Annotated in this window: 21 protein-coding genes; 13 read left to right on the top strand and 8 right to left on the bottom strand. The window is 66.0% G+C overall.

Annotation, left to right across the window (positions count from 1 at the left end; translation table 11 throughout):
* Positions 1-36 precede the first annotated feature (36 nt).
* The gene (locus CV102_RS12550) at positions 37-1893 is read right to left on the bottom strand and encodes a molybdopterin biosynthesis protein (protein WP_148858358.1); all 1857 of its coding nucleotides are present in this window, start codon (positions 1891-1893) and stop codon (positions 37-39) included.
* Positions 1894-1993: 100 nt separating this feature from the next.
* Between CV102_RS12550 and CV102_RS12545 the strand changes: the two genes are divergently transcribed.
* Genes CV102_RS12545 through CV102_RS12535 form a run of 3 tightly spaced genes read left to right on the top strand, consistent with a single transcriptional unit; the run spans position 1994 to position 3873 of the window.
* Complete coding sequence (locus CV102_RS12545) at positions 1994-3121, top strand: serine hydrolase domain-containing protein (protein ID WP_148858357.1); 1128 nt, start codon at positions 1994-1996, stop codon at positions 3119-3121.
* A gap of 37 nt (positions 3122-3158) precedes the next feature.
* Positions 3159-3383, top strand: coding sequence for a hypothetical protein (locus CV102_RS12540; RefSeq protein WP_148858356.1), 225 nt, complete (start codon positions 3159-3161; stop codon positions 3381-3383).
* Positions 3384-3432: 49 nt separating this feature from the next.
* Complete coding sequence (locus tag CV102_RS12535; protein WP_148858355.1) at positions 3433-3873, top strand: SHOCT domain-containing protein; 441 nt, start codon at positions 3433-3435, stop codon at positions 3871-3873.
* A gap of 33 nt (positions 3874-3906) precedes the next feature.
* Here the strand turns inward: CV102_RS12535 and CV102_RS12530 are convergent, their stop codons facing one another.
* Positions 3907-5178 (bottom strand): molybdopterin molybdotransferase MoeA, encoded by a 1272-nt coding sequence (locus CV102_RS12530; protein ID WP_148858354.1) that lies wholly within the window; start codon positions 5176-5178, stop codon positions 3907-3909.
* Positions 5179-5299: 121 nt separating this feature from the next.
* On the opposite strand from CV102_RS12530, the gene CV102_RS12525 reads away from it, so the two are divergent.
* Positions 5300-5668, top strand: a complete 369-nt coding sequence (locus CV102_RS12525) for an Hsp20/alpha crystallin family protein (protein ID WP_148858353.1) — start codon at positions 5300-5302, stop codon at positions 5666-5668.
* A gap of 66 nt (positions 5669-5734) precedes the next feature.
* A complete protein-coding gene (locus tag CV102_RS12520) occupies positions 5735-7339 on the top strand; it encodes an ABC1 kinase family protein (protein WP_148858352.1) in 1605 nt (534 codons plus the stop codon).
* Between the two features lie 24 nt (positions 7340-7363).
* Here CV102_RS12520 and CV102_RS12515 read toward each other — a convergent pair whose 3' ends face one another.
* The gene (locus CV102_RS12515) at positions 7364-7612 is read right to left on the bottom strand and encodes a hypothetical protein (protein WP_148858351.1); all 249 of its coding nucleotides are present in this window, start codon (positions 7610-7612) and stop codon (positions 7364-7366) included.
* Positions 7613-7839: 227 nt separating this feature from the next.
* On the opposite strand from CV102_RS12515, the gene CV102_RS12510 reads away from it, so the two are divergent.
* The gene (locus CV102_RS12510; protein ID WP_148858350.1) at positions 7840-8895 is read left to right on the top strand and encodes a hypothetical protein; all 1056 of its coding nucleotides are present in this window, start codon (positions 7840-7842) and stop codon (positions 8893-8895) included.
* Positions 8896-9040: 145 nt separating this feature from the next.
* Here the strand turns inward: CV102_RS12510 and CV102_RS12505 are convergent, their stop codons facing one another.
* Entirely contained in the window at positions 9041-9628 is a 588-nt protein-coding gene (locus CV102_RS12505) for a hypothetical protein (protein WP_148858349.1), read from the bottom strand.
* Positions 9629-10025: 397 nt separating this feature from the next.
* Here CV102_RS12505 and CV102_RS12500 point away from each other — a divergent pair, with 397 nt between their 5' ends.
* Positions 10026-11087 (top strand): aminotransferase class I/II-fold pyridoxal phosphate-dependent enzyme, encoded by a 1062-nt coding sequence (locus CV102_RS12500; protein ID WP_148858348.1) that lies wholly within the window; start codon positions 10026-10028, stop codon positions 11085-11087.
* A 1-nt stretch (position 11088) separates the two neighbouring features.
* On the opposite strand, the gene CV102_RS12495 is transcribed toward CV102_RS12500, so the two are convergent.
* The 3 genes from CV102_RS12495 to CV102_RS12485 all read right to left on the bottom strand — a co-directional run bounded on the left by CV102_RS12495 (position 11089) and on the right by CV102_RS12485 (position 14466).
* Positions 11089-12387 carry an outer membrane protein assembly factor BamB family protein gene (locus CV102_RS12495; protein WP_148858347.1) on the bottom strand — a complete coding sequence of 433 codons (1299 nt, stop codon included), beginning with the start codon at positions 12385-12387 and terminating at the stop codon, positions 11089-11091.
* A gap of 102 nt (positions 12388-12489) precedes the next feature.
* Positions 12490-13767 carry an outer membrane protein assembly factor BamB family protein gene (locus tag CV102_RS12490; RefSeq protein ID WP_148858346.1) on the bottom strand — a complete coding sequence of 426 codons (1278 nt, stop codon included), beginning with the start codon at positions 13765-13767 and terminating at the stop codon, positions 12490-12492.
* 99 nt (positions 13768-13866) lie between these two features.
* A complete protein-coding gene (locus CV102_RS12485; RefSeq protein WP_148858345.1) occupies positions 13867-14466 on the bottom strand; it encodes a hypothetical protein in 600 nt (199 codons plus the stop codon).
* 176 nt (positions 14467-14642) lie between these two features.
* On the opposite strand from CV102_RS12485, the gene CV102_RS12480 reads away from it, so the two are divergent.
* The 3 genes from CV102_RS12480 (at position 14643) to CV102_RS12470 (ending at position 16396) form a co-directional block, all read left to right on the top strand.
* On the top strand, positions 14643-15017 hold the full coding sequence (locus CV102_RS12480) for a translation initiation factor IF-5A (RefSeq protein ID WP_148858344.1): 375 nt from the start codon (positions 14643-14645) through the stop codon (positions 15015-15017).
* On the top strand, positions 15017-15910 hold the full coding sequence (speB, locus tag CV102_RS12475) for an agmatinase (RefSeq protein WP_148858343.1): 894 nt from the start codon (positions 15017-15019) through the stop codon (positions 15908-15910). The genes CV102_RS12480 and speB overlap by 1 nt, the downstream gene beginning before the upstream one ends.
* Positions 15911-16048: 138 nt before the next feature.
* Positions 16049-16396, top strand: a complete 348-nt coding sequence (locus CV102_RS12470) for a DUF7344 domain-containing protein (protein ID WP_187432957.1) — start codon at positions 16049-16051, stop codon at positions 16394-16396.
* Positions 16397-16424: 28 nt separating this feature from the next.
* Here CV102_RS12470 and CV102_RS12465 read toward each other — a convergent pair whose 3' ends face one another.
* Positions 16425-17330, bottom strand: coding sequence for an acetamidase/formamidase family protein (locus CV102_RS12465; protein WP_148858342.1), 906 nt, complete (start codon positions 17328-17330; stop codon positions 16425-16427).
* Between the two features lie 142 nt (positions 17331-17472).
* On the opposite strand from CV102_RS12465, the gene CV102_RS12460 reads away from it, so the two are divergent.
* The 3 genes from CV102_RS12460 to CV102_RS12450 all read left to right on the top strand — a co-directional run.
* On the top strand, positions 17473-17667 hold the full coding sequence (locus tag CV102_RS12460; protein WP_148858341.1) for a cold-shock protein: 195 nt from the start codon (positions 17473-17475) through the stop codon (positions 17665-17667).
* A 73-nt stretch (positions 17668-17740) separates the two neighbouring features.
* On the top strand, positions 17741-18430 hold the full coding sequence (locus CV102_RS12455; protein WP_148858340.1) for a class I SAM-dependent methyltransferase: 690 nt from the start codon (positions 17741-17743) through the stop codon (positions 18428-18430).
* Between the two features lie 259 nt (positions 18431-18689).
* On the top strand, positions 18690-19450 hold a 761-nt coding region (locus tag CV102_RS12450; RefSeq protein ID WP_187432956.1), incomplete at its 3' end, for a cytochrome c oxidase subunit I.

Genomic DNA, 19450 nt, shown 5'->3' with positions numbered 1-19450 from the left:
AAACCGCTGTTCAGGCGCTCCTGACAGTCTCTCTCGCTAACTCGCGTCCGGACGCTCCTCGAGTGCGGCCTCGAGTTCGCGGACACCACGCTTTTTCCGGCGGTCCGGGTTCGCGAAGACACGTACCGGCTGGCTGCCGAGTGAGACGAACGCGAGGTCGAGGCGGTCGGCGGTCTCTCGGAGACCGAGCGCGGCGTCGGCCTCGTCCGCGATAACCTTTCGTGCGGGGCTCTCGTGGGCGCGCAGGCCGAGATCGAACCCCTCGATCGAATCGACGATGTCGCGGCGCTCGACGCCGCGGTCGTCCGCGAGGTCGACGACCGCGTTTCCGAGACTCGAGCGCAGTCCGGAGTCGGTCGTCCGGTTGACGAACCGGAGGTCGTCGTCGACCAGGTCGGCGAGCCCCTCGATCCGGTCGGGGTTGCCGGGGCGGGTGAGCAGCCCCCACTCGCGTTCCCAGCCGCCGAGTTCGTCGGCGTCAGTATCCCGATCGAGCGGTCCCGCGACGACGGCGACGTCTGGAACGCCCTCCCGAAGGCGTCGCAGACCGGGCCGGGAGCCAACCGAGAGGTAGCGCGGGTTCTCGAGGCCGTCGAGCAGCCGGTTCAGCGTCGGGTCGTCCTCACCGACGCCGAGCAGCGTCGGTGGCCGGACGTCCGGGGAGAACAGCGAGACCGTGACGGACTCGCCGGTCTCGAGGTAGTCGGTCTCGGCGTCGACCTCGACGACGCCGTCGGCCTCGGCGAGGCTGGTCGTCGCACCGCTGCCCTTGTCGACGGGGTAGACGAGCGTCTCGCCGTCGCCGTCGGTTACGACGCCCACGGGCATGAGTCGCATTCGACCCTCGCCGTAGCGCTCCTGTCTGGCCATCCGGCCTCCGACCGTCGCGGTCTCGGTTTCGGGGAGGCCGGCCGCTTCCCGGATCGCGGGCGCGACGAACGTGCGGAAGACCATCATCGCGGAGACCGGGTAGCCCGGCAGGCCGACGTAGGCGGAGTCCTCGAGTCGACCGACGAGCATCGGCTTCCCCGGCTTGACGCCGACGCCGTGGAGCAGCAGTTCACCCTGTTCCTCGATGACGCGGTAGATGACGTCGACCGCGCTCGCGCTGGTCGATCCGGAGGAGAGCACGAGGTCGCACTCCTCGGCTGCCTCCCGGAGGATGCGCTCCATCTCGGCCTGCTCGTCGCCGGCGTGGGGGTAGAGCACAGCCTCGCCGCCGGCGTCCTCGACACCCGCGGCGATCGTGTAGCTGTTGACGTCGTAGATCTCGCCGCGCTCGCTATCGACGTCCTCGCCGGGTCGAACGAGTTCGTCGCCGGTCGAGACGATGCCGACTTTCGGGTTCGCCCTGACCGGCACGTCGTCGATCCCGAGCGCGGAGAGCAAGCCGATATCCCGGGGCGTGATCCGCGTTCCCGGGCCGAGCGCCCGTTCGCCGGCGGCGACATCTGCTCCGGCGAACATGACGTTGTCGCCGGGGGCGACGGAGGTGCGGACCAGCACGTCGCCGTCCGCCGTATCCGTCCGCTCGACCGGAACCATCGCGTCCGCACCCGAGGGCATCACCGCGCCGGTAGAGATCTCGACCGCTTCACCCTCGCCGACGTTCACGTCGGGTTTCTCCCCGGCGTGGACCTCGTCCGTCACCTCGAGTGTGGCGGGATCCGCCTCGTCGGCGCCGAACGTGTCCCGTGCGCGAAGCGCGTAGCCGTCGAGGCTCGCCCGGTCGAACCCCGGAACGTCGAGTTCGGCGTCCAGTCGTGCGACGAGTACCCGGCCGCGGGCCTCCGACAGCGAGACGCGGTCGACGCCGCCCTCGAGTGAGAGCGAGTGAATCGCCTCGCGTGCCTCCTCGGGGGACGCCAGATCGCGAAATTCCTTGCGGTCCATATCGGCAGTTGGCGGGCCGGGGCTAAAAACGTCGGTCGATCGGCGTCGGTCGCTGATCTCGAGGGGAACGATTACAATACCGCCACCAGTTGCATGACACATGTCACACGTTGTCGAAGGAGATCGCGATCGAATCGCCGCGCTCTTCGACCGCCATCTCGAGGTCGGCTTGCACCACGGCGCCCAGCTGGCCGTCTTCGTCGACGGCGAGTGCGTGATCGATCTCGCGGGTGGGACGACCGGTCCCGACGGCAGGGAGACGACGCCGACGACGCGCCACCTCCTGTTTTCGTGTACGAAACCGTACGCGGCAGTCGCGCTACACGCGCTCGTGGACGACGGAAAAATCGCCTACGACGACCGAGTGGTCGACCACTGGCCCGGGTTCGCCGACGACGGAACGACGAAGGCTGAGATCACCGTCCGGCAGGTGCTCAGCCACACGGCCGGTCTCCCGCGGGGGGAGATCGACGACCGACCCGATCTCTGGACCGACTGGACCACCGTCGTCGACCACCTCGAGGAGATGGAGCCGGTCTCCCCGCCGGGCGAACAGCCGGCCTACCACGCGCTCACGTTCGGCTGGCTCGTCGGCGAACTCGTCCGCCGGGTGTCCGGGGCGCGGATCGACGAGGTCGCCGCCGAGCGCGTCTTCGACCCGCTCGGCATGGCCGATACCGGAATCGGCCTCCGCGAGCACGAACGGGACGACGTCGCCACGCTCGTCGCCTTCGACGAGTTCGACCGCTGTCGCGACCCCGGCGAGGGGCTGGGCGACCACACCGTCGTCGCGGCGCCGTTCAACACCGAAGCGATCCACCGGGCCGTGATCCCCGCCGCGAACGGGATCGGCACCGCTCGAGACATGGCCCGCTTTTACGCCTGTCTGGCGAACGGCGGCGAACTCGAGGGCGCTCGGATTCTCTCCGAAGAAACCGTCGACGAGATGACGGCCGTTCAGGCCGAGACGGAGTCCGACGGCACGCTCTCGCGGGAGGCGCGGTTCGCGCTCGGGTTCTGGAAGGGCGGAACGACGGTCGCGCCCTACGGCACGCTCAGTCCCGAGCGCGTCTTCGGTCACGCAGGCCTGGGAAGCAGCGTCGGCTGGGCCGACCCCGAGGCGGACGTCGCGTTCTCGTACGTCACGAACGGCGTTCGCGACGGCTCCTACGAGCACGTAGCCCGCGTGAACGCGCTCGCGGACGCGGTTCGACTCGCGCTACGGTAAGTGGAACTGACTTGTCCGACCGAGACGAATCCAGCCTATGTCCCGATTCAGCCGTCCGTTGGTGGCCCTCGCGTTCGCCAGCTGGACCGCGACGGCCGTCGCACAGCTCGTGGCCGTCCTGGCCGCCGAGGAGAGCGAACGGATCGAGTGGTCCGAACGGCGAAACCTGTTCCTGCTGTGCTCGAGTCTCGCGACGAACGCGCTCGTCCTGACGACCGCCTACCGGTACGCGAAACGGTGGCGGCGTGACCGTCTCGAGTAACGGGCGCTGACAGCGGAGCTACTTTGGGTTTCGCTACCAAGAGTGATGTATGGGGTTCGACGCACGGGAGTTCGTCGCCGAGGAACTCTGGCTCCTGATCGGAGTTGTCACGGTCGTACTCGTGAGCCTCGCCGGTATCGTCGGCCTCGAGGCGCTCTCCGGGGCGATCGCAGTCGTCGGGTTTCTCCTGCTGGTGCCGCTGTTCCTGTTCTGGGGCGAAGAGATCGCCGACCTGGTGTTCGAAGAGCCCGCGGAAACGACGTCGATAACGGCCGAGCAGGAGGACGACGCAATCGAGGAACTCAAACGACGCTACGCCGCGGGGGAGATCGACGACGACGAGTTCGAACGACGGCTCGATCGCCTCGTCGGGGTCGAAGGCGTCCTCGAGGACGCGTTTACCAGCGACTCTCCGAGCGGAGACGTCCCGTCTCCGGCACGCTCGAGCGACGCAGAGTCACGCGAGCGGGAACCGGAGTGGGAACGATAGCGGCGAATCGCAGATCGGGACGCCCGATCGGCGTCAGGGGTGGGCTTCCCAGTTCTCGACGGCGACCGTCTCGTCTTCGGGGATCCCCTCGCGCTCGTCGTCGACGACGACCCAGCCGTCGGCCAGCGCGACGCTCGAGAGCACGCCGGAGCCGCTGGCCCGCGTCGGAATCGCTGCGAAGTCGGGTCCGTCCTCGTCCGGGTCGCGCTCCTCGAGTTGCACCCGCGCGAACGTTCGCGTGCCGGGTTCGCTCGGAATCTTGCGCTCGAGGACGGCCGGCGTGGTCGGATGGGGATCTGGTGTCGTTCCCTCGAGCCAGCGCAGGGTCGGTCGGAGGAACTGGACGGCGTTGACGATACAGGCGACGGGGTAGCCCGGCAGCGCGAGGACGGGCGTGTCTTCGACGACGCCGAGACAGACCGGGTGGCCGGGTTTGAGCCCGACGCCGTGGACGAGCACTTCGCCGAGGTCGTCGATCACTTCGGGTAGCAGGTCGCGTTCGCCCACGGAGGAGCCCCCGGTCGTGACGACGACGTCCTTCGTGAGGTCGCGCTGGATGGCGACCCGCAGCGACTCGGCGTCGTCAGTGACGACGTCGCGGTAGGTCGATCTCCCGCCCCAGCGGTCGACCATCCGGGAGACGGTGAGCCCGTTGGTCTCGATGACCTCGCCGGGGTCGGGATCGCCCTCGACGAGTTCCTCGCCGGTCGGGACCACGCCGACGGTCGGCCGCTGGGCGACCTCGAGGCGCGCGTAGCCGACCGACCGCAGCAGGCCGAGATCGGAGGGGCGAAGGCGGTGACCCGCGTCGTAGAGCTGCTGGCCCTCCTCGACGTCCTCGCCGACGGGGGCGACGTTCTCGCCCTCCGCCACCGCGTCCCCGACCTCGAGTTCGCCGAGGTCCCCGAGTTCCTCGACGTGTTCGATCATCACGACGGCGTCGGCGCCGTCGGGGAGCGCGCTTCCCGTGTGGACCCGGACGGCCGTGTCGGGGCCGACGGCGTCGTCCCGATCACCGATGCGGAGCACTTCGGGAGAGCGGTCGCTCGCACCGAAGGTGTCCGCGGCCCGGACGGCGTAGCCGTCCATCGCTGCCCGCTGGTAGTGGGGCACGTTTCGAGCGGCCGTGACGGGTGCCGCGAGGACCCGCCCGTCGGCGCGCTCGAGCGCTACCGTTTCGCTACCCGTCCGTGGATCGCTCGCTTCGTCGTCGAGGACGGCCGTCTCGAGAATCCGGCGCGCCTCGTCGACGGGCGTCCGTACCTTGAACCCCGCGTCCTTGCGCTCGCGGTCGGCTCCTTCCATACCCTGACTCGGGTCGGCGGGACTCAAAAGGGTACGGGACGCCGTCGGGACGGTCGTTGTAATCGCTCCGGGATCGGCCGCTACCGCGGGGTTTTTCGTACCCGCGTTCGAACCCACGGCCATGTCAGCGCTCCGCGACGCGTTGCAGGACCTCTCCGAGGACGTCTTCTTCGATCTGCTCGAGAGCGAGGACGCGTACCTCCTCGTCCTCGACGTCCCGGGCGTCACGGCCGACTCGACCGACGTTACGGTCGCGGACGGACGCATCGTCATCGACGCGCGCCGACAGAAGGACGCCGAGGACGAGTACCGATACATCGAGGAGAACAGACCGCTCCTCCTCGACGTCGATCTGCCGCTCCCCGACGACGCGGTCGAGGACGATGCGGAGGCGTCGGTCGAACGCGGCGTCCTCGAGTTGACCCTCCCCAAACGGTCGGGCAACGGCGAAACGACGATCGATGTCGTCGATCCGGATAACACGAGGTGACCGAGACTGGTATCCCTCCGCGCGTATCGGCGGTTCTTCGTCGTCGCGTGGCAGTTTCTCCCGCTGTTGCTGGCCTACGCGCGTGACCGACGCCGATACCTGCTGTTCGGTCGACCACGACAGGTCGATCCGGCGACCCGGCGCCACCGCGCCGGGGCCCTGCTCGAGTCGTTGCTGACGCTCGGACCGACGTTCATCAAACTCGGCCAACTCCTGTCGACGCGACCCGACGTGTTACCGCCGGAGTACATCGACGAACTCGCGGCGCTGCAAGACGAGGTGCCGCCGGCCGCCTGGCCCGAGGCGAAAACGGTGCTCGAGGACGAACTCGGGCCGGTCGAGGACCACTTCGACGAGTTCGATACCGACGCGATCAGCGGGGCGAGCCTCGGACAGGTGTACCGCGCCCGGGTCGACGGACAGCCCGTCGCCGTGAAGATCCGCCGCCCGAACATCGAGGACCTGGTCGAGGCCGACCTGCGGGTCGTCCGGTGGTCGCTGCCGATCCTGCTGTACTTCGTCGACGAATCCCGGTCGTTCTCGCTCGAGAACCTCGCCGACGAGTTCGCGAAGACGATCCGCGAGGAGATGGACTACGTGCGCGAGGCGGCCATGCTGACCGAGATCCGCGAGAACTTCGCGGACGACGACCGATTCGTGATTCCGTCCGTCGTCGAGAGCCACTCGGGCCCTCGCGTGCTCACGATGGAGTACATTCCCGGAACGAAGATCAACGACGTCGCCGCGCTCGACCGCAAGGGGATCGACCGGAGTCGGGTCGCGGAGAACCTCCAGCGGTCGTACCTCCAGATGATCGTCGACGACGGGGTCTTTCACGCGGATCCCCACCCCGGAAACCTCGCCGTGACCGACGACGGCGCGATCATCTTCTACGACTTCGGCATGTCGGGCCGGGTCGACGAGTTCGTCCAGGGGAAGATCGTCGAGTTCTACATCGCGGTCGCCAACCAGGACATCGACGCGATTCTGGACGCGCTCATCGAGATCGGCACGCTGAGTCCCGAGGCCGACCGGGCGGTGATGGCCGAGGTGATGGAGCTGGCGATCCAGGACGCCCGCGGTCAGGACATCGAACAGTACCGCGTCCAGCAGATCGTCGGCCAGATCGAGGACTCGATCTACGAGTTCCCGTTCCGGCTGCCGAAGAATCTCGCACTCGTCCTGCGGGTCGCGACCGTCGTCGAGGGCGTCTGCGTCACGCTGGACGAGGACTTCGACTTCATCGCGACCGCGACCGACTACCTGACCGAGCAGGGCTACCGCGAGGAGTCCATCCGGCAGTATGTAGCGGAGACGGGCGACCAGATCCGCCGCTCCGGGGAGTCGCTGACCCGGATCGCGCCGAAGACCGAGCGCACGCTGGATCGACTCGAGCGGGACAACCTCTACGTCCGCATCGGCGTCGAGGACTCGGAGGGTGTCTTCGACCAGCTCGCACGGCGACTGGTCTACGGCATGTTGCTGACGATGTCGCTGTTCTCGATGGGCGTGCTGTACGCCCTCGAGGCTCCCGAGGCGTCGGTCGTCGCCGCGGTGTTCTCGGCAGTCGTTCTGGTGCAACTCTACCGCTCGTTCCGCGAGCCGCGCTCGCTGCAGGCGAAGCCGCAGTTCACCCGACAGAACCTCCGCCAGCGCCGGCGCGAGGAGTAGCGCTCGACCGGTCGTCCGGGTCAGCTACCACCGGGAAATCCCGTGTCGCCTTCGGCAGTCGTCACAGATCATCGCGCGAAACCACTTCCGCTCACCGCAGGCGTGACAGAGCTGGAACCACTCGAACTCTACGTCGATGCGGTCGTTCTGGAGGGGCGAACCTTCGTCTCCGTTCTTCGTCGCCAATTCGTCCGCTGTCGAGAGCTCGCCCGGATCGAGCCAGATGGTCGACTGCTCCGGACGACACCGCTCTCCTCCACCCCCTGTGCCCATCTTGTTGGGTGTACGAACTGTATAGATAAATAACTAATTTTTAGACAAATTCCGGAATTATAGATTAACGGTAAATCGTCCAACATCCTTCGATCATCTTCGGGAGTTCCGTCTCGGTCGACTATTCAGGCGATATTTGGTGTAAACCGATTACATTCCCAAGAACGGGAGGTCGGCAGGGTTCGGCGACTCGAACGTTCATTTCGCTGGCCCTCGATGAGTCGGGTATGGAGTATGATCGGATCGCCGACCTGCCGCTGACGGCCGAGTCGATTTCGACGACTCGCCTCGAGCGCGACACCTCGAGCGACTTTACCCGCGTTACCACCGAGTTCGCGCTCGAGGGTCCCGACGGCCGCGTGGGACGAGGCGAGGACGTCACCTATGAGACCGACGAACACGACGCGCTCGCAGAGAGCGGGCTGCCCAACCTGACCGGCGAGTACACGATCGACTCCTTCTCGAGCCGGCTCGAGGACGCCGACCTCTTTCCTGCCGGCGCACCCGACCGCGAGGTCTTCCGCAACTACCGGCGGTGGGGGCTCGAGAGCGCGGCGCTCGACCTCGCGCTCCGGCAGGCCGGGACCGACCTGGCCTCGGCGCTCGGCGAGCGGTACGAACCCGTCCGCTTCGTCGCCAGCACCCGCCTCGGCGACGACCCCTCGACCGACCGCGTCGACGACCTGCTCGAGGCCGTCCCCGAACTCGAGTTCAAGCTCGATCCGACCCCCGAGTGGGACGCCCGGCTGGTCGAGGCGCTCGCGGCGACCGACGCGGTTCGCATCCTCGATCTGAAAGGCCAGTATCACGGTACCGAGGTCGACGTCGAAGCCGATCCCGAACTGTACAAACTGGTGCTCGAGGGCTTTCCCGACGCCGTGATCGAGGATCCCGCGCTCGAGGCGGAGACCGAGGTGCTGTTCGACGATCCCGACCTCCGTGACCGGGTCTCCTGGGACGCCCCGATCCACGGGCTGGCTGACGTCGAGGCGCTGCCGTGGGAGCCGAAGTGGCTGAACATCAAACCGTCACGCTTCGGCTCGCTCGAGTCGCTGCTCGAGACGATTTTCTACTGTCGGGAGCGCGGCATCCGGCTGTACGGCGGCGGCCAGTTCGAACTCGGTGTCGGTCGGGGACAGCTCCAGGCCCTCGCATCACTTTACTACCCCGATTCGCCGAACGACGTGGCGCCAGGGGCGTACAACGAGCCCGAAATCGCGGGGGAGTTGCCCGAGAGTCCGCTCGAGCCGCCGGCCGCCCCGCTCGGCTTCCGGTGGTCCTGACGGCTCCTCGCAGCGGTGAGCCGTATCGGACTGAACAAGCAGTCATCGATACATACAAAATATGATATAATCTGGCTGCTGACTATGGAAGGAGGGGTCAGCAGAATAGCGACGTATACTCCGTCGTGAGAACACGAAAGAAATCTCAGGCGGGTGGATCGAACAGCGCGACCCACCATTCGTCCACCGTTGCCGCCGGAGTTTGGAGGATCTCGGGCATCATGTCGGGATCGAACGCGCCATGGGGAGCCACTGCCAGATGGACCTCCGCTTCACGTGGCCGTTCGAGTGGCACCCCCATCGGTTCGCCGTCCTCCTCGTACAGCCTGGTATCCGTCGAGACGAATCCATTCAACGTGAGGTCACCGCCGTCAGAGACGGCTCCCGAGACGCCGAAGACGCCGCCGCCCGCTGGCTCGCCGAGATCGCCACTGTCACAGCCGTTTTCGCAGTCTTCTGGATTGTTAAAAATGAACGCCCACAGCGTGAACGCTTCAATTTCTCCGACCTCGTCGGTCCACCACTCGCCTTCCCGTTCGGCGGGTTCGCTCGGGTAGGTGTACTCGCCGGGTTCTGGCGTTGGCATCGAAAGGTCTATCAGGATCTCGTTGGAGGTGCGCCAGATCGTCGCCCCATCTTCGGCCACGACCGGACCGTCCTCTCCCTGTCCGGCGACATCCGTGGTCTGGGAAACAACCTCGTCCTCAGGTTCACGGGCGGAGTCATCGGTCATCTCGTCATTCTTCTCAGTAGCAACGTTTCCATCTCCTTTGCTGCCGGTTGCGGGAGCACTCACGCCGGGCATTCCTGCTCCGGCCCCACTGGCTTTCAGTACTGTTCTGCGTGTTATGCCGTCGATCTGCTTGGGTTCGTAGGTCATGAGTTCGCGTCGCCTCCCACAGAGAACGCTATTATGTGAGAAGTCAGATAGTTATCTCCTGAAATATGTGCAATCACTGACAGAAATGCAGCCGGCAACAGGGCGTCACTTGCTGCAAGTATGGAGCCATCCGCTATACGGGTCCTCTTGGATCGGCTGGAGCGGACCGTCGTTCCCGATCCCCCATCGAATTTGTCACCTCATTTCCGGATGAACAACCGGTATTACGACCTACCGCTAACGGGTCCGCATGCAGATCGACACCTTCGGCCTCGAGCGCTGGTTCGCCGAGTACGAACACGAGGCCGACATCATGCTTGCAGAGAGCGGCGTCCGGAGCCTCTCGACGGACCGTTTCGACACGGATCCCGGCGAACTCGGCTACGTGATCCCGACGAACGGCGATCCCGACCTTCGCGCGACGCTCGCGGACCGGTACGATCGCGAGGCCGACGAGGTGCTGTGCACCTGCGGCACCCAGGAGGCGAACTTCCTGGCGTTCCTCTCGACGCTCCAGGACCGGGACGCGCACGCAGTCGTCGTCACCCCGACCTACCAGGCGCTGCAGGCCGTTCCCGACAGCGTCGGCGAGGTCACGACCGTCTCGCTCGAGCCACCCTCCTGGAAGCTCTCGGTCGACGCGGTCGCCGACGCGATCCGGCCCGAGACGGAGCTGATCGTGCTCAACAACCCGAACAACCCGACCGGGCGGTACCACCCGCTCGAGAAGGTCGAAGCCCTGTACGACCTCGCGGCGGACGAGGATGCCTACCTGCTCTGTGACGAGGTGTACCGCCTGCTGGCCGAAGATCCCCTCCCGCCGGTTGCGAGCCTGGGGCCACACGGGCTCTCGACCGCCAGCCTGTCGAAAGCCTACGGACTCGCGGGGCTGCGCTTGGGCTGGCTCGTCGGGGACGCCGACCTGCTCGAGACGGCCTGGAACTGGAAGGATTACACCACGATCTCGCCCTCGATCTTCGGCCAGCACGTCGCGAAACAGGCGCTGGCCCAGGAAGACGAGATCCTCGCGGAGAACCGCAATCTCGTCGCCGACCACCACGACCGGGTGCAGGCGTTTTTCGAAAAACATGGCCTCGAGTGGTACGACCCCGTCGGCGTCAACGGCTTCGTAACGATTCCCGACGGCTTCGAGACGGGCAAAGAGTTCTGCCGCGCGGTCCTCGAGGAGGGCGTCGTCCTCGCGCCCGGCGAGTTCTTCGGCCACCCGGACCGGTTCCGGATCGGGTTCGGGCTCCCGACCGAGGAACTCGAGGAGGGGCTGGAACGAATCGAGCGAGTGCTCGAGCGCTGAGCTACCCCTGCCGGAGACAGCGTCCGAACACCTCGGTCTCGCAGGTCGTCAGTCCGTACAGCGTCGACCCCGTGTTCACGTAGAGCCAGCCGTCCGCGACGGCGACGGAACTCTTGGTATCCCGGCCGGTCTCGTACCGACCGAGAACCGACCCGTCGGAGCGGTCGATCACGAACACGTCGGAGCCGGCGGCGTAGATCCGGTCGCCGACCACGGCCGGGGCTCCGCTCCCGATCCGGCCTACCCCTACCGGGGCCTGGTCGTCGATCTCCTCCCAGCGCCGCGCTCCTGTTTCCGCGTCTCGGGCGACGAGTCGCCTGAATGTCGGGTAGTAGACCGTCTCGTCGGTTACTGCGAGATGGCGCGGTGCCCACGCGTCCTCGAGGTCGTCCGTCACCGACCAGCGGACGGCCCCGGTGTCGGTCTCGAGCGCTCTCGCGCCGAGTTCCTCCGTGTCGTAGTCGGCGGTCGTCACGTAGACGGCCCCGTTCGCGACCGTCGGCGCACCGTCGACGGGGACCGACTCGCGCCACAGTTCGGTGCCGTCGCTCGCGTCGAGCGCCTTGATTCCCTCCCGAGGCTCCGCGAGGTAGACGATGTCGTCGACAACCGCGGGCGAGTAGACGAGACGACCCCGCCACTCCGAAAATTCGTGGCGCCAGCGCTCGGTGCCGTCTGCGAGGGCGACCGCGTAGAACACCGGTTCGATATCGTGCGTCGCGAGCTGTCGATACCGCCCGACGTAGGCGGTGTCGTCGTCGATGGCCGGCGCGACCGGCTGATAGCTGAGCTGGCCGTCACCGACGTTGTCGAAACACCACCGCTCGGTGCCGTCGGTACCGACCGCGCAGAGTCCGTTCGAGGTCTGGATCAGCACCAGTTCCGCCTCTCGGGCGAACGCCAGCGAGTCCGCGTGGTAGTACGTTCCGCGGTCCTCTCGAGTCGTCGTCGCGGTCGCGCTCCAGCGGTGCTCGCCCGTTCCCGGATCCAGGGCGTCGATCGTGACGGTTCGCTCGCCCGCCGTCCCGGGCGGGGGGCCGTCCGTATCCCCCACGTAGAGCGTCCCGTCCGCGAGAATCGGGGACGTTTCGGATCCGCGGCCGTCGGGCAGCGATCGCGTCCAGCCGTCGGTCAGTGGCGGTTCGGGACCGTCGAACTGGCCGACGACGGAGCCGGTTCTGCCCCGATCGTACCCCCGCTGGGGCCACGAGCCGGTTATTGTCGGCTCGTCTCGGAGCGTCGAACAGCCGGCGAGCGCTGCGGTCCCACAGGCCGCAAGGACGGCGCGTCTGGAGGGCATCAGTAGTGGACAAGTGTCAATACGTCGAGTTATAGTCTTTTTTGTTACGTTCTGAGTTCCGACAGGTGGTTGCTCAGATAAAGGAACGGGGCGCGCGTTCGCTTACCGAAGACAGCGTCCGAACAGTTCCGTTTCGCAGTCGGTGAGCCCGTACAGCGTCCGACCGTTCGTGTTCGCGTACAGCCAGCCGTCGGTCACTGCGACCGAGTTCCGGACCGTTCCGGCGGTCAGTTCGTATCGCTCGAGGACGTCACCGGTCTCTCGATCGATCACGTAGACGCCCGACCCGCCCGCGTAGATGCGATCACCGACGACTGCCGGCGTGCCGCCGCCGATGAACTCCCCGTCCGCCTCCGGGCGACCGGCGTCGTCCGCCCAGAGCGGGTCCCCCGTCTCGGTATCTCGAGCGACGAGGCGGTCGTGTTCGGGGTAGTAGATGGCGTCAGGGGTCGCCGCGAGGTGGCGCGGCGCCCACGACTGCCCGGCGTCCTCGCGAGACCAGCGACTCTCGCCGGTGTCGGCCTCGAGTGCGACGACGCCGCTTTCGTCGTCCCGGTCCGTTCCGACGAAGACGGTTCCATCCACGACGGTCGGCGTGCTGTTGACCGGGATCGCCGAACGCCATCGCTCGGAGCCGTCGTCCGCGTCGAGTGCCTTGACGCCGTCGTCGTACGCCGCGAGATAGACGATGCCGTCGACGATGGCCGAGGAGTAGACGCTGCGGCTTTCCCAGTCCTCGAACTCGTGGCGCCAGCGTTCGGTCCCGTCTGCGCGGTCGACGGCGTAGAACACCGACTCGTACTCGTCCCGCGATTGTCTGTAGTGACCGACGTAGACGGCGTCGTCGTCGAAACTCGGACTGATGGCCCTGATACTGAGATGGCCGTCGCCGACGTTGTCGAACCGCCACCGTCGATCGCCGCCGGTTCCGACCGCGTGGAGTCCGTTCGCAGTCTGTACCAGTATCGTGTCGCCTGCGATGGCGAGCGAGTCGGCGTGGAACTCCGTACCGCTGCTCTCCCGACTCGTCGTCACTCCCGTCCTCCACTGCTGATCTCCCGTCTCGTGGTCGAACGCGGCGACGAAAACGGTCCGTTCGCCGTCCTCGATCGGTGGTGGACCGTCCGTGTAGGCGATGTAGACCGATCCGTCGGCGAGAACGGGTGACGTCGGGGTACCGCCGTAGCGAGGGTAGTCGGCGGTCCAGCTGGTCGTCAGGGGCGTCTCCGGCCCCTCCCGATTCGCTGGATAGCCGGTCCGAGCGCCGTCGTATCCCTGCTGTGGCCAGGATCCCGTCGTCCCAGACATCGTCTCGAACGCGCTACAGCCGGCGAGCAGTGCGCTTCCGCCGGTCGCGAGGACAGCGCGTCTGGTAAGCATGAGTGATATCAACGGTGCCAACTGCCGCGTAATAGCTTTTCTGTTAATTCACCCACCCGACATCGTTCGAGACCGAGCGAATCGGCGACCGACTCGACATCACTCGAGTTCCGGAGAATCGGCGCCCGATCGACGTCCGGTGTCGAACCGCGATCCGGACCGACACACTCCCCACAGCGTCGTCGCCGTCTCGTCGCCGTCGCCGCGTTTGACGTCTTGCCAGAGGTCGAACGCTCGATAGCGGTCGTTCTCGAGCAACTCGTCGGCCAGTTCCGTCGGCACCGAGACGCGGCGACACTCGCCGTCGACGAGCAGGCCGTCGGGGCCGAAGCGAAACTCCACGTCGTAGTGTGCGACGCGTTCGCCACGCGCCTCGAGGACGGGATGGATCGCCTCGAGGACGTCCGCAACGTACTCGAAGACGATCCGCATTCCCGGGGCGTCGGTCGTACCGAACTCAACCCGGACGACCGGGACGAAGACCGGTTCACCGCCACGTTCCGTGGAGACTGCGAGTCGACGGACCGTCGGCGGCCGCTCGAGGTGCGATCCCGTTCCGGGCGCCAGCGCCTCCGCGAGTCGCTCGTCGAGTTCGTCCATCAGCGGGTGTCGATTCGATGAGGAGAGCCCGTAGTGGACGAGAAGCACGATGCCGGCGAGGGTGACGACGGCCAGCGCGACGAGGAGACCGGTTCGCATCGTCGACCCGTTCGTCCCCGACCACCGAGGAACTTTCTGAACGTCCCGCGGGCTTTCTGAACGCCCCACGGAACTCGTTCGCCTCACCGGACGACGATCGAGGCATGGTAGCGGACTCCACCCGGAAGAGCGTCCATTCCAAACGGTTTATGCCGATCGGTTGATTACCCCGGGACATGGCGAAACAGCAGCAAGAGGTTCGCGACCTCCAGGAAGGCAGCTACGTACTCATCGAAGAAACGGCATGTAAGATCGACTCCTACTCGACGGCGAAGCCGGGCAAACACGGCAGCGCCAAGGCCCGGATCGAGGCTCGCGGTGTCTTCGACGACAAGAAGCGCTCGCTCTCGCAGCCGGTCGACGCGAAGATCTGGGTCCCGATCATCGAGCGCAAGCAGGGACAGATCGTCTCCGTCGACGGAAACGACATGCAGGTCATGGACCTGGAAACGTACGAGACGATCACGATGCGCGTTCCCGAGGACAAGGACGTCTCGCCCGACGAGAACATCGAGTTCCTCGAGATGGAAGACCAGCGAAAGATTATCTAATGTTTCCCGGGGCGACGGACGAACGCGAGTGGACCGACGCGGCGGCACAGTCCGACCGCGACGGCAGCACCGACACGGGAGGGCGAACGCCCGACCGTGAAGGCGCGAACTTCGTGGTCGTCGGTGCGCCCCTGGACGCCTCGACGACCTTTCAGCCGGGAACCCGCTTCGGCCCCCGGCGCATCCGCCATTTTGCCGAGACGTTCGACGATTACGACCACCGGACGGACCAGCACTTTTCGGCACTCGGGGTCGTCGACCACGGCGACGTCCGGGCCTGGGACGACGTCGAGGAGTACCTCGAGTGGCTCGAGGGGACCCTTCGCGACGTCGTCTGGGACGACGCCGTCCCCCTGCTACTGGGTGGCGAGCACACCGTCTCGCTCGCCGGCGCACGCGCCGTCGAACCGGAGGTCGTCCTGACGCTCGACGCCCACCTCGACCTCCGCGACGAGTACGACGGGAACTCGCTCTCACACGCCTGCGTGACGCGACGCATCCTCGAGGAGGTCGACTCCGTCGAGGAGGCGATCGTCCTCGGCGCGCGGACCGGCAGCGAGGAGGAGTGGGAGCGGGCCGCCGCCGACGACGTGACTGTCGTCTCACCCGAGGACGTTGCCGACTGGGAGCCAGACGAAGCGCTCCTCGAGCGCGACGTCTACTGTAGCGTCGACATCGACGGCGCCGATCCCGCCTACGCACCGGGGACCGGAACGACGGAACCGTTCGGTCTCGAGCCCCGCGAGATGCGCGACGTCGTCCGGACGCTCGCACCCGCCGTCACTGGCTTCGACGTCGTCGAGGTCAACGACAGAGACGACGGCCAGGCCGCGGCGCTCGCGGGGAAACTGGTGCGAGAGTTCGTCTACAGTCACGCCAAAGCGCGGAGATGACGTCCGTCATCGGTCCGCTGTGACGAGCATCGAGCGGATCGGTGGGCTGGTAGCACAGTCCGCTGCGCTGACCGGACCGGTAATCACCACACTCGTTAGGCATCACGGTTGAAACGATCGACTTCTAAGTTCGGCCGCATGTCCGATACGAGAGCCCCTTCACTGAGTTCGGAGACGGCGTATCGGCTTCTCTCGGCTCCCGACCGGCGGTATCTACTCTCACGTCTCGAGCCGGGCGAACCGACCACCGTCGACGAACTGGTCCGCGACATCGCGACGCGGAATCGGGACGCTTCGATCGACGACGTCGATCGAACGGTGATCCGTCGAATCGAGGTCTCGCTGGTTCACAACCATCTTCCGCGACTCGCCGATCACGGCGTAATAACGTACGCTCCTGCGGACGACATCGTCGTCCTGAGGCGAGATTTCGACGTCCCTCGACGACCCGAAGAGCTACTCGACTCGTTTACGCACACCCTGTAAAACGTCCGGAACCGTGTTCCGACCTCGTTCAGAACGGCGAGGTGAGGTACGCCTTCGGAACCGCGTTCCGGACCGTCACGAGCGGGTCGACGACCTGACTGATCTCGAGGCCGCCGACCAGACTCGAGAACATGTAGGCGTCGGTCCGGTCGAACCCGTGCTCGGCCGCCAGGAGTTCGATCGCGTCCCGGTTCGCCAGTTCGCAAGCCTCCTCGAGGGTCTCCGCGCTGGCGACGGTCTTCCAGGCGTCGGCTGTCTCGAGCAGCGGCCGCTCGAGTTCTGTCTCGGGATCAGAGACCACCTCGAGCGTGACGTCGATCTCGGTGGCGATCTCTGCACCCGTCCCACACATCTCGCCGTCGGCCATCGCAGCCTTGCAATCACCCATCGCGAGCAGTGCCCCTTCCTGAAAGACCGGGAAGTACGCGACGGTGCCGGCGGTCATGTCCGTCGTGTCGAGGTTCCCGCCGTGATCGTGGGGAACGAGTGTCGTATACGACCCCGATTCGGGTGCGACACCGATCGTACCGATGACGGGTTCGATGGGAACGTCGAGATCCCCGAAGGCGATCGTTCCGTCCTCGACCGGCGTCAGTCGGGTCCGTGGCGCTTCGATCACGTCGTCGCCGTCGAGCAGTCCGAACCCCCCGATAGTGATCACACGCCCCTGCGCTTCGGCGAGACGGATCGCTTCGATCTCGACCCGCAACACGTCGCCCGGCTGGGCTCCCTCGACCGCGATCGGTCCCGTCGCGGCGTTGACCTCCGAGGGGATGGAGTCGAGCACGTCCGATTCCGTCCGGATCGTGCCGTCCAGGCTGTCTCTCGTCTCGATCGTCAGTTCGGCTCCGGACTCGACGCTCGTGGCCGCCTCGAGATCGGGACTGAACTCGTAGATAGCGCCTTCCCCGTGGGCGATTCGTTCCCGTGACATACGTTCACTATTCGTCGGCGGGGACGTAAAACGGTCCCTCAGACGCGACTCGAGTGGCGGTTGGAGTCGAAACCGCTAGGGGAATAGTACCACGGCACTCGCTACCCACGGATATATATGCCCAAGTGCTGGAATACCGTTGATGCCAACCGGAACGGTTGCGTTCTTCAACGACACAGGCGGCTACGGCTTCATCGAGACCGAGGAAACCGACGACGACGTCTTCTTCCACATGGAGGACGTCGGCGGCGAGGACCTCGAGGAGGGCCAGGAGGTAGAGTTCGAGATCGAGCAGGCGGACAAGGGGCCCCGAGCGAAGAACCTCACGCGACTGTAGCGCGCGGGAGGTGGCCTCCGACGTCCCGATCGGTCCTCCGAGCGGCGGCACGAATCGGTGGATTCCGACGACCATGGACGGGAACGAAGTACACGACCGGTGGGCGACGCGAACGGGCGCGTACTCGCCGGCGTACTACGCCTACTACGGGCCGAACGAGACGAGCGAACTGATTCGGGAAACGCTGGATCGCGTCGTCAGTCCCGACGCCGACGTGTTAGAACTCGGCTGTAGTTCCGGCCGTCACCTGGCACACCTCCAGGAGCACGGCTACGAGAACCTGTACGGCGTCGATATCAACGACGAGGCCTTCGACGTGATGGAGCGCACCTACCCCGACCTCGCGGAGGCCGGGACGTTCTATCGTGCTCCTCTCGAGGACGTCGTCCGCGACGTCACCGACGATCGGTTCGACGTCGTCTACTCGGTCGAGACGTTACAGCACCTCCACCCCGACGCAGAGTGGGTGTTCGACGAACTGATCCGCCTGACGGAGACCCTTCTCGTCACGGCGGAGACCGACGCTGGAAGCGAGGGTGGCAGCGCATCGCCTGCAGAGACGAGTGTGGACGACGGCGACTCGTCTGCGGACCTGCACCACCCAGGATCGACCATCCGCGAAACGCGGTACGTCGACGGCGTCCCGCTGTACGTCCGCGACTGGGGTCGCATCTTCGCCGAGCGTGGATGGATCGAACTCGAGTGCGACGCCACGTCGCTCGAGTATCACACGGTCAGGGCATTTCGGTCACCGTCGAACTAGCGGGGAACAGTGCCCGACACCACTGCAAAATTCCGAACCAGACGGTGAGAGGGCTGTATAGCTCCCCCAGCCTGCAATCGCAAGTGGATAGCTTCATACGGGCAACGGTCGAGAGCGTTCCCTTGCTCATGGTCCTCGTTTCGATTTCCTCGACTGGCGCCTCGTCACAGCCCGGTCGTCGGAGCGCAAGCACTCGAGCGTCGGTCGGAGGGTGGGTCGCCACGTCGAACGACGTGGCCGTTCTGGGGGGTGAGACCCGATGAGTGATCTTCCGCCGCAGACGAGCCTCAAGCGCTGGCTGGTGACGACTAACCACAAGGATATCGGGATCCTCTACCTGGTAACAGCACTGTTCTTCCTCGTTCTGGGTGGCGTCGTAGCGCTGGTGTTTCGCGCTCACCTGTGGGAGAGCGGCGGAACGGGGCTGCTCACGAACAACCAGTTCAACCAGGCGGTGTCCACGCACGGCCTCCTGATGGTGTTCTGGTTCCTCTCGCCGTTCGCGGCCGGGTTCGCGAACTACTTCGTTCCCCTCCAGATCGGGGCGAAGGATCTCGCGTTCCCCCGGCTGAACGCCCTGAGCTACTGGTTCTACCTGTTCTCTGGCGTTTTGTTTATTATTTCGTACTTCCAGGGGAGTTCTTTCGCCGGCGGATGGACGATGTATGCCCCGCTGAACGTGCCGATGTATACGCCCGCACTGGAGGCGACTACCGGCGGCAACGGAGCAGTCCTCGGACTGATACTGTTCGTGCTGTCGATCACGCTCGGGACGGTGAACTTTATTACGACGATTCACCGCTCGCGAGCGGAGGGGCTCGGCCTGTGGAACATGCCGATGTTCACCTGGTCGTGGCTGCTGACGGTCTGGATGATGCTCTTTGCGTTCGCCGCGTTGCTGGCCGCACTCCTGTTGCAGATCTCCGATCGGATCCTTTTGACGCAGTACTTCGCGACGGACCAGGGCTCGGGCCTGCTGTGGGCCCACCTGTTCTGGTTCTTCGGGCATCCGGAGGTGTA

Origin of the sequence: Natronococcus pandeyae (assembly GCF_008122205.1) — an archaeon.
GTDB lineage: Archaea > Halobacteriota > Halobacteria > Halobacteriales > Natrialbaceae > Natronococcus > Natronococcus pandeyae.
The sequence above is the reverse complement of the archived record's forward strand: the minus strand, read 5'-3'. Positions and strand labels throughout refer to the sequence as shown.

Coding starts and splice junctions, on each gene's coding strand:
- CV102_RS12550 (WP_148858358.1), bottom strand. CDS start 1,893: ATGGACCGCAAGGAATTTCGCGATCTGGCGTCCCCCGAGGAGGCACGC.
- CV102_RS12545 (WP_148858357.1), top strand. CDS start 1,994: ATGTCACACGTTGTCGAAGGAGATCGCGATCGAATCGCCGCGCTCTTC.
- CV102_RS12540 (WP_148858356.1), top strand. CDS start 3,159: ATGTCCCGATTCAGCCGTCCGTTGGTGGCCCTCGCGTTCGCCAGCTGG.
- CV102_RS12535 (WP_148858355.1), top strand. CDS start 3,433: ATGGGGTTCGACGCACGGGAGTTCGTCGCCGAGGAACTCTGGCTCCTG.
- CV102_RS12530 (WP_148858354.1), bottom strand. CDS start 5,178: ATGGAAGGAGCCGACCGCGAGCGCAAGGACGCGGGGTTCAAGGTACGG.
- CV102_RS12525 (WP_148858353.1), top strand. CDS start 5,300: ATGTCAGCGCTCCGCGACGCGTTGCAGGACCTCTCCGAGGACGTCTTC.
- CV102_RS12515 (WP_148858351.1), bottom strand. CDS start 7,612: ATGGGCACAGGGGGTGGAGGAGAGCGGTGTCGTCCGGAGCAGTCGACC.
- CV102_RS12510 (WP_148858350.1), top strand. CDS start 7,840: ATGGAGTATGATCGGATCGCCGACCTGCCGCTGACGGCCGAGTCGATT.
- CV102_RS12505 (WP_148858349.1), bottom strand. CDS start 9,628: ATGACCGATGACTCCGCCCGTGAACCTGAGGACGAGGTTGTTTCCCAG.
- CV102_RS12500 (WP_148858348.1), top strand. CDS start 10,026: ATGCAGATCGACACCTTCGGCCTCGAGCGCTGGTTCGCCGAGTACGAA.
- CV102_RS12495 (WP_148858347.1), bottom strand. CDS start 12,387: ATGCCCTCCAGACGCGCCGTCCTTGCGGCCTGTGGGACCGCAGCGCTC.
- CV102_RS12490 (WP_148858346.1), bottom strand. CDS start 13,767: ATGCTTACCAGACGCGCTGTCCTCGCGACCGGCGGAAGCGCACTGCTC.
- CV102_RS12485 (WP_148858345.1), bottom strand. CDS start 14,466: ATGCGAACCGGTCTCCTCGTCGCGCTGGCCGTCGTCACCCTCGCCGGC.
- CV102_RS12480 (WP_148858344.1), top strand. CDS start 14,643: ATGGCGAAACAGCAGCAAGAGGTTCGCGACCTCCAGGAAGGCAGCTAC.
- speB (WP_148858343.1), top strand. CDS start 15,017: ATGTTTCCCGGGGCGACGGACGAACGCGAGTGGACCGACGCGGCGGCA.
- CV102_RS12470 (WP_187432957.1), top strand. CDS start 16,049: ATGTCCGATACGAGAGCCCCTTCACTGAGTTCGGAGACGGCGTATCGG.
- CV102_RS12465 (WP_148858342.1), bottom strand. CDS start 17,330: ATGTCACGGGAACGAATCGCCCACGGGGAAGGCGCTATCTACGAGTTC.
- CV102_RS12460 (WP_148858341.1), top strand. CDS start 17,473: ATGCCAACCGGAACGGTTGCGTTCTTCAACGACACAGGCGGCTACGGC.
- CV102_RS12455 (WP_148858340.1), top strand. CDS start 17,741: ATGGACGGGAACGAAGTACACGACCGGTGGGCGACGCGAACGGGCGCG.